This window comes from Moorena sp. SIO1F2, assembly GCF_010672755.1.
Classification (GTDB): Bacteria; Cyanobacteriota; Cyanobacteriia; order Cyanobacteriales; family Coleofasciculaceae; genus Moorena.
Window position 1 is genome coordinate 1 of the sequence record NZ_JAAHFV010000228.1, and the last position, 10627, is coordinate 10627.

Sequence of the window (10627 nt, forward strand, 5' to 3'; positions counted from 1 at the left end):
CAGCCCAGGTGGGGTCGCAATTTGGCTCGAAGTTGGTTAATCTGTTCCATGAGGGTTTGTGGTCTTTGTGGTAATTTCCATCAAACCCTCTCCCTGGCACTTTTTGCAACTTTTGTCCTGTACTGAGCTATATCACTACTATCCATAGCGTATATTAATTAAATTGGCGTAACTCTTAAGGCATAAAATTCAGTTAATTTACTGAGATTAATTCCTATATAAATATGGTTACATTAAAAACTGTAGTCAATCTATAAATTATAAATAGGTTGTGAACTATCACCCGGCCAAGATTCCTGTAATACCAAGAATTTTTGGTTTATGGATTTTTACAACTCGTTTATAAACCCTATAGTTATCCTTCTCGGAAAAATAGTCACAGTCCTATGCATTGTTCAAAAGACTTACCCTGGGAATTACCAGTCATACCTCAAGGGATAACCCAAGATCGACAACAGCACTACCATCAACAATCAAGTCAACCCACCGATTCCAACAATTCCCAACCACAAAGGAAAAGTAATGATCTGCGCACTCAATTATTGAAGACCATTCTCCCAGCGGTTTTAACCCCTCTAGGTCTGGCTGGACTATTCAGCTACAGTGCTATTTCCCGCAGCTCCCAACAGCAAGCTGAGCAACTATTAGAGGGTGAAACCCTAGTTGCGGGCAGAGTTTTCTATATATTTTTGGAGGAAGCAAAAAGAATACCTGCTACTTTGGCGGCTAGCCCTCTAGTAGTTGAGGCGGCTAGCACTGCAGCTAAAGTTTCTCAAGATCAAAACCTTTCCAAATTACCCTACTACGAGGTTGAAGAGTCTTTCTCGGCTACCCGGTTAATCCAGCCAAATCAAGCTCTCAATGATTACTTACGTAAAACTACAGAAATGTATGAGTTTGCCGAGATATCTTTCACCGAAAAGCACGGGTTTAATGTGGCTTACAACAGTCCTACTCCTGACTTTGTCCAACGGGATGAAGACTGGTGGCAAGATGCAAAAAATGATCCCAGTCAGCAGGTGATTAAAACGAAATTTGATCACACTGAGGATAGGTTCGTGATTGAGTTCAGCAAAGCGATCACAGACCCAGCAACTGATGAATTCCTAGGGGTTGTTAGAGGAGTTTTGCCTGCCTCGGTTTTCAGCACCATATTTAAAAACCTGCTGAAGGATTTGGAAATTGGGGATTCTCAATCTATGCAGCTACTAGCCCTGAAAGAAGACGACACTGTGGCTGTTGTTGATACCATCTACCAAGGGAAGAGTAAAGACCAGCCACAGAAACTGCTCGGGGCAAAGGATCAAGTACTTGTACAGAACGTAAAAATTTTGCTCGAAGCTGTTGAAACTGGGCAAACAGTGCAGCAGAAGGGACTGACCATAAAGTCAGCTAATTCAGAACTTTTCCCAAACTTAAAGCTGGCCACCTTTGATCATAATAGCAGGCACTATATATTGGTTGCAGTTCCTGATAGCAATTGGACTGTGGCCGTCTCGATCAAACTTAGTGAACTCAGAGCAGCGGGTAGAAAAGCGGCAATAGGCTTTGCTAGTGTGTTCGTGCTACTGGGCATTATTATTACCTTGGTAGTGAGAGCTTTATCCGATCAGTTAGCAAAACCCTTGGGTCAGTTGGCTAATACTGCTAAGGCGGTGATTGCAGGCAACCTGAACGTTCAGGCGGAGCTTGTTGGTGCTACCGAGACGCAGCTATTGGCTCAAGTCTTTAATAACCTGGTGACACGGGTCAAAGGTCGATTACAGGAGCAAGAACAAGAAACTGAACAGGCGCGGACACTAGCGCTAGTCAGCAACCAGCTTCAGCAATCCTTAAACTTCGACAATATCCTACAAACTTCCGTTTATGGGGTACACCTTGCCCTCAAGACAGACCGTGTGTTTATCTATCGCTTTAATCCTGACTTCAAAAGCGGGATAATTGCAGCGGAGGTCGTAGATTCTGGTATGGTTCAAGCCCTAGGGCAAACTATTTATGAACCAATCACGACCGGGGAAATTAGACAGTTTAAGTTGGAGAAGCTTGTGAGTGTCGAGAACCTTCAACAAGCTACTCTAACTGGTGCTCCTGGCCAGTTCCTTGAACGCCTTGGTGTCGTAGCCAGCCTAGTTGCCCCAATTATAGTTGGGGGTGAACTTTTCGGCTTGTTGTATGCGAATGATTGCTCAAAACCCCACCCTTGGCAGGAGTCAGAACGTGAGTTAATGCAGCAGTTAACTAGACAAATTGGTGATGCCCTCACCCAAGCCCTGCTCCTGCAACAGCAGCAAGCCACGGTGGACATTTCCCAAACGTTAAATGAGATTACCGCTAGCATGCTTAAATCCCTAGAACGGGAAAAGATTTTCCCAGCTACGGTGGTGGGAATTAAAAGAGCGCTCTCGTGCGATCGCACAATCATTTACCTCCTCGAACAGAATCATAAAGGCTCAATGGTTGGCCTTTCAGTAACTCTGGATGGCTCTGTTACCCCAGAAACACAGAAGGAAGAGTTGGATTTTGCCCTAGAGGATGTTGATCACTACCAGTCACATCAGGTTCTAGCCATTGATAATCTTGAGGGTGAGTTAACCCACTACCAGAAGTCCCAAGTAGAGAGGCTTGGCCAAACTTCTCTACTGCTTGGAGCTAAGGCAAGTTTAGTGGCACCGATTTTCGTGGCAGGGAAATTGATTGGCTTTCTGGCTGCCCATCAATGTTCACAGCCAAGAGCTTGGCAGGAAACGGATATCAACGTTTTCACTCAAGTGGCGATTCAATTGGGCTTTGCTCTAGAGCAGGCTAATCTCCTCGAAAAGACGGAAAGAATTTCTCAAGAGCAAAGACAGGAAAAAGAAGCACTCCAGGAGCAACTGCTGGTACTGCTTGAAAATTTGCAAGGGGCAGCACTAGGAGATCTGACAGTGCGCTCTGACCTGACTTTGGATGAGATTGGTAAAGTTGCTGATTATTCTAACACCATTATTGAAAATTTGCAAACTATAGTAACCCAGGTCAACAACTCAGCGGTTGAAGTCAATACCTTACTGGGAAACAACGAGGTGGTAGTCGGTCAACTAGCAGAAGATGCTCTTAAGCAAGCTTCAGAAACCAATCACGCCCTGGATTCAGTGGAGCAAATCACCGATTCGATTCAAGCAGTGGCTGAGAATGCTGATCAGGCGGCGAGGGTGGTTGATGGAATTGCAACCACTGTTGAAGCTAGCAGCAGTGCTATTCATCTAACTCAGGAGAGTATCCTGGAATTGCGAGACACGATTGGCGAAACCACGTCAAGAGTGAACCAGCTAGGTAAATCTTCCGAGAAGATTGCTAAGGTGGTTGCCTTGAGCAACATGCTCTTGGTCCAAACCAATGTTTTGGCTATTAACGCTGAGATTGAGGCTGGGCGGTCTGGTAATGGGATTCAGGGTTTTGTCGTGATTGCCAAAGAAGTAAATCAGCTTACCAACCAATTGATCAAAGCTACCCAGGAAATTCACAAGATAGTAGATGAGATCGACCTAGAAACGTCTCAATTAGTGAAGGTAATGGAACAGAGCACTGCTGTGGTGGAGAAGGGGACAAGTCGAGTTGAGGAAGCTAAGCAGAATCTGAAACAGCTGAGGTCGGCTTCGTGCGAGATCGAGCAGCTAGTAGCAGCCATTTCCCAGGGGAGTGTTTCCCAAAGCGAAACCACTCAGAGGGTTGCTATGTTGATCAAAGAGATGGCTCAATTCTCGGAACGCACCTTTGATTCCTCTAGGGAAATTTCAAGTTCCTTAACCTCAACTGTAGCCGTAGCTCAGGAATTGCAGGAGTCGGTTAGTGGTTTAAAAAGTTAACAAAAATTTTTCAAACCCCTAGAATGCTTTAGGCTTTAGGCTTGAGGTTTTAGGTTTCTGACCTAGTGTCAGGGTGCCTAGTGTCAGGGTGCCTAGTGTCAGAAATGGGCTTTCTTCGATAGGATTTTTTTGTAGCAAAACCACTACATCTTTACCACTACTCTACTCCTTACTCCCTACTACCTACTCCCTACTACCATTAACCTAGGACAAAAGTCCCTCACCCAATTTATAACTGCTATATAGCCTTGAAAAATATATCATCAACCCCACTATTTCTCATAACAAAAAAAAATCATCGTATCGCTTTTTATATAAATCATAGTTTCAAATTCAAATGCTATAATTAACTGGACATATAGCGTTTATCCTAGTAAGCTCATGTCCTGAATACTTATACTAAGATCCGAATCGAAGGCAGAGGGAATCCCCCCTAAACCACCGCCCGGAAGGTGGGCAGGCAGCTATGCTGAAGTAAAGGAGTAAGGTTTCATCGGATCAGGTTTTTTATCACTAATTATCCGAACATGATATAATGAGGTAAACAAGATTTTTTACCAATTCCGTACCCTCTTGATTAAGGGATTCCTCTTCTGACTTCCCTACTCCCTATTCCCTACTCCCTAGGACGAAAGTCCCTCACCGATTTGAGAACTGCTATTAAATTATATTAACTGTGTTCAAAAAACTTAAAATTCCTCAAACCCTTGCTGTTCTAAGATCCGAAGTTACCTGTGCCCTTGTTTAAGGTTATTATGTCAATTGTCTCAGATTGACTTCATGGTACTCTCAGATTTTGGCATAACAATTGGCGTGGATAGTGAGCAGAAGCAGATTGGGCTATGAAGAATTCAGTGCGAGCTTCTGAATTAGGACTCAAATGGGTTGACCAGGCTAGACGCCTGAAAAGATGGAACAAAACCGCAGAAGTTTGGTGTAGCAGTGCCTTCACCTCTAGGGCAACCTTAAACCGATTTTGGGCCAGACAACCGATTCGCTGTGACAACTTCATTGCTATTTGTAGTGCTGTAGGGGTTGATTGGGAAAAGGTTGTTGAGCCAGATCAGATTAAGCCAGATCAAATCAATAACGGCAAGAGTCCCAATCTAGCTCAAATTAGACGTGTTGATTGGGGACAAGCACCAAAGCTAAGAGATTTCTACGGTCGTACTGAAGAACTCAAGACCCTACAGCAATGGATTCTTCAGGACAACTGCCGCCTGGTCACACTTCTAGGGATGGGGGGAATTGGTAAAACCTCTGTGGCTGTGACCTTAGCCCATCTTCTGGAAGATAAATTTGAGTTTGTGATTTGGCGCACTCTACGCAATGCGCCTCCCCTAGAAGAACTCCTGGCAGACCTGATTCAATTTCTGTCTCGACAGCAGGAAACCAATTTACCCTCCTCTGTGGATGGCAAAATTCTGCGATTGATTCGGTATTTACAACGGGGGCGTTGCTTGCTAGTTCTAGATAATGTGGAGTCGATTCTGCAAAGTGGCGATCGCACCGGTAGTTATCGAGAAGGATATGCTGAATACGGTGAGCTGCTCAGAAGTATTGGTGAAACCGCCCACCACAGCTGTCTATTACTGACGTCTCGGGAGCCACCCCAGGACTTGATTATCCTGGAGGGGGAAAACTTACCCATTCGCTGCTTCCCACTCAAAGGGTTATCAGACACCGATGGACAGGAAATCTTGAAGGAAAAAGGAAATTTTGCTGGGGATGACACCCAGTGGCTGACCGTGATTGAGCACTATGCTGGCAATCCTTTAGCCTTAAAAATGGTGGCTTGTGTGGTCAGAGACTTTTTTTATGGCAATATTGCTCAGTTCCTGAATTTTTTAAAGCAAGGCTCATTCATTTTTGATGATATTCGGGATTTGCTAGACCGGCAGTTTCAGCGCCTGAGTGCTACACAACAAGACCTGATGTACTGGCTAGCTATTAATCGCGAACCGGTTTTTTTTAAGGAGTTGGAACAGGACGTTGTCTGCCACCGATGCGCTCCTGACATTTTACAGTCTTTAGGGTCTCTACAACGGCGCTCATTAATTGAGAAAACCTCGGCTGGGTTTACCCAACAACCTGTAGTGATGGAATACATGGTTAATCGATTAATTGAGCAGATTCCTGAGGAAATTACTAGTCAAAATTTTGCTCTGTTGCGCACTCACGCATTAGTCAAAGCCACTGCCCCTGAGTATGTTTGGGATACTCAAGTGTGTCTAATTCTCGAACCGATTATTGAGAGATTACTCGCCAGTTTTGGTTGCACAGAACAGCTCACCAATCACTTGCTAGAAATTATATCAATGGTGCGCTCCCCAACTTCCACGGTTAAACAAATAACTCAATATACGGCATATATCTGCGGCAATATAATTAATATACTGCGCCAATTACAGGTGGATTTAAGCAGCTATGACTTTTCTAATCTAACAGTTTGGCAAGCTAACCTAGAGGGGATTAAATTACACAATGTCAATTTCGCTAATGCTGACTTAACCAGCTCATTATTTACGGAAACCTTAGGAAATATTTTATCAGCAGCATTCAGTCCAGATGGTAAAGTATTAGCAACCTGTGATACAGATTGGAAGGTTCGCCTTTGGCAAGTACCAAGCGGTAAACTAGTTTTGATGTGTGAAGGTCACACCAATTTGGTACGGGACCTTGCTTTCAGCCATGATGGTAAAATTTTAGCTAGTTGCAGTGCGGATCACACCGTTAAGTTTTGGGATGTCAGTGATGGTAAGTGCTTAAACACTTGTACCGGACATAGTAATGAGGTATGTTCAGTCGCTTTTAGTCCAGATGGTAAGACCCTAGTTACTAGCAGTGGCGACCACACCTTGAAAGTCTGGGATATCAAAACTGCAGAATGTCTCAAAACTTGCACCGGACATAGCAGTTGGGTTAGATCCGTTGCCTTTAGTCCAGATGGTAAAACTATAGCCAGTAGCAGTGACGACCACACGGTGAGATTCTGGGATAGTGGCACTGGTGAATGCCTGAACACTGGCACTGGACATAGGGATTGCGTTGGGTCAGTGGCATTCAGCAGTGACGGGAAAACCTTAGCCACTGGCAGTGCCGACCACACGGTAAAGTTTTGGGAGGTAAGCACAGGTCGCTGCTTAAGAACTTACACAGGACATAGTAGTGGTGTCTACTCAGTGGCCTTTAGTCCAGATGGCAAAACCCTGGCTAGTGGCGGTGGCGACCACATCGTTAGGCTCTGGGATACTAGCACCAATGAATGTTTGAAAACCTTGCATGGACACAGCAATCAGGTATTTTCAGTGGCCTTTAGTCCTTATGGAAAAACCTTGGTTTGTGTGAGTTTAGACCAAAAGGTGAAGCTGTGGGATTATCAAACCGGTCAATGCTTGAAAACTTGGTATGGACATACGGATTGGGCAATGCCCATCGCGTTTAGTAGTGACGGTCACACCCTGGCTAGTGGCAGTAACGACTACACGGTGAGAGTATGGGATTATGATACTGGTAGCTGCATCAGAACTTTGCCCGGACATACTGACTTTGTCTATTCAGTGGCATTTAGTAGTGATAGGAAAATCTTAGCCAGTGGCAGTACAGACAATGCGATCAGGCTGTGGGATATCAGCACAGGTCGCTGCATGAGAACACTATATGGCCATAGGGATTGGGTATTTTCAGTGGCATTCAGTAGTGACGGGAAAACCTTAGCCAGTGGCAGTGCCGACCACACGGTCAAGCTGTGGGATGTCAGCACAGGTCACTGCATCAGAACGTTTCAAGAACATACTGATAGACTATGTTCAGTGGCATTCAGTAATGACGGGAAAACCTTAGCCAGTGGTAGTGCTGACCACACGGTGAGGTTATGGAATTGTGAAACCGGAAGCTGTGTAGGAATTTTGCGCGGACATAGTAATCGAGTCCACTCCGTGGCCTTTAGTCCCAATGGTCAGCTTTTGGCTAGTGGCAGTACAGACCACACGGTGAAGCTGTGGGATATTGGTGAGAGTAAGTGCTGCAAAACCTTGATCGGACATACCAATTGGGTATTGTCAGTTGCTTTCAGTCCCGATGGGAAAACCCTAAGCAGTGGCAGTGCTGACAAAACGGTGAGACTTTGGGATGTTTCCACAGGGGAGTGCCTTGACATTTGCACCGGACATAGCCATCTGGTCTCTTCAGTCGCCTTCAGTGTAGATGGTCAAATTATGGCCAGTGGGTCTCAAGACCAAACCGTAAGACTAAAGGATGTAGAAACAGGGGAGTGTTTGAAAATTCTGAGAACTCCTAGACTCTATGAAGCTATGAATATTACTGGAGTTAGAGGGTTAACTGAAGCACAGAAAGCAACTCTGAAAACGTTGGGGGCGATGGGATGAATTGAGAATGTAGAATTGAGAATTGAGAATTGAGAATTGAGAATTGAGAATTGGGAATTGAGAATTGGGAATTGAGAATTGAGAATGTAGAATTGAGAATTGAGACTTGAGACTTGGATTTTTTTTCAGGCTTCAGGCTTCATGCTTCATTATTCATCCTTCATTCTTAATTCTTAATTCTTAATTCTTAATTCTTAATTCTTAATTCTTAATTCTTAATTCTTAATTTATTCCATGAGTGATGACCAATCAACGTGCAGACTACGATAATCCATGGAAAGAGGCAATTTCCTTATATTTCCAACCCTTTATGGCATTTTTATTCCCCGAAATTGAGGAAAATATTGACTGGGACAAAGGCTATGAATTTCTGGACAAGGAATTCCAACAGATAGCTCGGGATGGGGAAATTAGCACTAGGGAAGCAGACAAATTAGTTAAGGTTTGGCGCAGGGATGGCCAGGAAACCTGGGTATTAATTCATGTGGAAGTCCAAAGTCAATACGAATCCGTGTTTGCTGAGAGGATTTATGTGTACAATTACCGCATTTTTGACAAATATCGGCGTCAAGTAGTCAGTTTAGCTGTTTTAGCTGATGAAAGCAGATCCTGGCGACCGAATGAATACAGTTACACTATTTGGGGGTGTGAGGTGTTGTTGCGCTTCCCGATTGTGAAACTGCTGGATTATTCGTCCCAGGTGTTGGAAGAAAGTAACAATCCGTTTGCTGTAATTGTGGCAGCTCATCTGGCCAATCAGCAAACTAAACAAGATGTTGAGCAACGATATCAGATTAAATTACGAGTTGCTAAACGTTTGTATCAACGGGGCTATGGCAGGCAAGATATCCTAGAGTTATTCCGGTTAATTGATTGGCTAATTAGTTTACCCGATAGCTGGCAAACCGGCTTTACAGAAGAAATTAGACGTTATGAACAGGAGAGTAGTATGCGTTACGTTACTAGTTTTGAACGCCTTGCTCGTCAAGAGGGGATTGAAATCGGCCTTTTGGAAAAGGGTCGAGAATCCTTGCTGGAAGTACTTCGGGTTCGTTTTGAAGATGTGCCTAGGGAGTTGGTGGAAACAATCAACCAAATTAAGCATGACTCCATGTTGACAATGTTGCTCAGACAGGCAATTACCATTGCTTCTGTAGAGGAGTTTATAGTTGTGATTAATCAGCAGCTAGCTTCTGGTGAGCAAAGTTCTTAGGTGCGCTTGACCCATTAAGAATTAAATTCGCCACGGGTCGCACCTCAGGATACTTAAAATTTGATAAATTCTTGGAATGGTGAATTTAGAATGAAGAATTAAGAATTATAAATTGGAAATTTATAATTACAAATTTATAATTCTTAATTCACCATTCTGCCTTCTCAATTCTACATTCTTCATTCTTCAACCTTTAACCTTTGAGCAGAGTCGATTCAATAAATCCTTTGGAATTGCTTCAAAATTTTCTAATATAAAATCCATTAAAGCTAGATGATGTAAGGAATCGGAAGAGGGAGATTTATAGCGAGGACCTTGGGCGAGCCAGGTGTTTACGGCGTGGGTTGAGCGGAAGCAGATTTGACCAATGTCTTCTTGCTTAACTTGCCATTTCCCATAAAACTCCTGGGGGGTCATCGACAGTGGGCAGTAGCTGTATAGGTCAATCAAAATTCGCTCTCGCTCGGTGATGGGACGAGGATAGGAATGTTGGCTTATGGATTGGCTCTGGGCAAGTTGGGCAAGGCGGTCTAGGGCTCGCTGACACTTAATCAAATGATCATTAGAGCGTTTTTTTGGCATGATATAGTTACCTCACACATAGTTTGTGACTGGGGACTAGAGCCGCGCTTGTAGCGTGCAACTGAGAAGCGCGGCTCTTTGTCCAGAAATCCTAGGAAAATATCGGACATTTTTATTATTACTAATATCTCGAAAAATGTCAAGGATATTTTTTAAATTTGAAACATTTTTTTACAAATTAAAAAAAATTACTATTTTGCAATTTTATAGCGGCTTGCCAATTTATTGATTACATATTTATGAGTTGTTATGGAAGAGGGAACAGGGAACAGGGAACAGGGAATTTTGCATTAAATCTAATTTATTTATTCTTGCAGATTAAGAACTGGACTTTATCTTTGTGTACTTTATCTTTTGTGCCCTATTTTCATCATTAACTTATCTGTAAATCGCTATATTTATGCTCCCTACTCCCTACTCCCTACTCCCTACTCCCTATTCCCTATTCCCTATTCCCTATTCCCTATTCCCTATTGCTGGTAATCTCTCTAATTGCTGCTAAATTGGGATAGGGTAATACGCTATCCATGGCTAGCCAAAGTAAGTACTCGATATTTCCGGCGGGGCCAGTAATGGGGGAGGAGATTAATCCTTTGTAC

Annotated in this window: 5 protein-coding genes; 4 read left to right on the plus strand and 1 reads right to left on the minus strand. The window is 43.6% G+C overall.

Annotated features, from left to right (window positions below):
* The first annotated feature begins 386 nt into the window (after positions 1-386).
* The 3 genes from F6J94_RS22820 (at position 387) to F6J94_RS22830 (ending at position 9446) form a co-directional block, all read left to right on the plus strand.
* Positions 387-3845, plus strand: coding sequence for a GAF domain-containing protein (locus tag F6J94_RS22820; protein WP_293044412.1), 3459 nt, complete (start codon positions 387-389; stop codon positions 3843-3845).
* A gap of 842 nt (positions 3846-4687) precedes the next feature.
* On the plus strand, positions 4688-8233 hold the full coding sequence (locus F6J94_RS22825) for an NB-ARC domain-containing protein (protein ID WP_293044414.1): 3546 nt from the start codon (positions 4688-4690) through the stop codon (positions 8231-8233).
* 241 nt (positions 8234-8474) lie between these two features.
* On the plus strand, positions 8475-9446 hold the full coding sequence (locus tag F6J94_RS22830) for a transposase (RefSeq protein ID WP_293044416.1): 972 nt from the start codon (positions 8475-8477) through the stop codon (positions 9444-9446).
* 186 nt (positions 9447-9632) lie between these two features.
* Here F6J94_RS22830 and F6J94_RS22835 read toward each other — a convergent pair whose 3' ends face one another.
* Positions 9633-10028 (minus strand): hypothetical protein, encoded by a 396-nt coding sequence (locus F6J94_RS22835; RefSeq protein ID WP_293044418.1) that lies wholly within the window; start codon positions 10026-10028, stop codon positions 9633-9635.
* A 354-nt stretch (positions 10029-10382) separates the two neighbouring features.
* Between F6J94_RS22835 and F6J94_RS22840 the strand changes: the two genes are divergently transcribed.
* Positions 10383-10511, plus strand: a complete 129-nt coding sequence (locus F6J94_RS22840) for a hypothetical protein (protein ID WP_293044420.1) — start codon at positions 10383-10385, stop codon at positions 10509-10511.
* Positions 10512-10627: the final 116 nt, after the last annotated feature.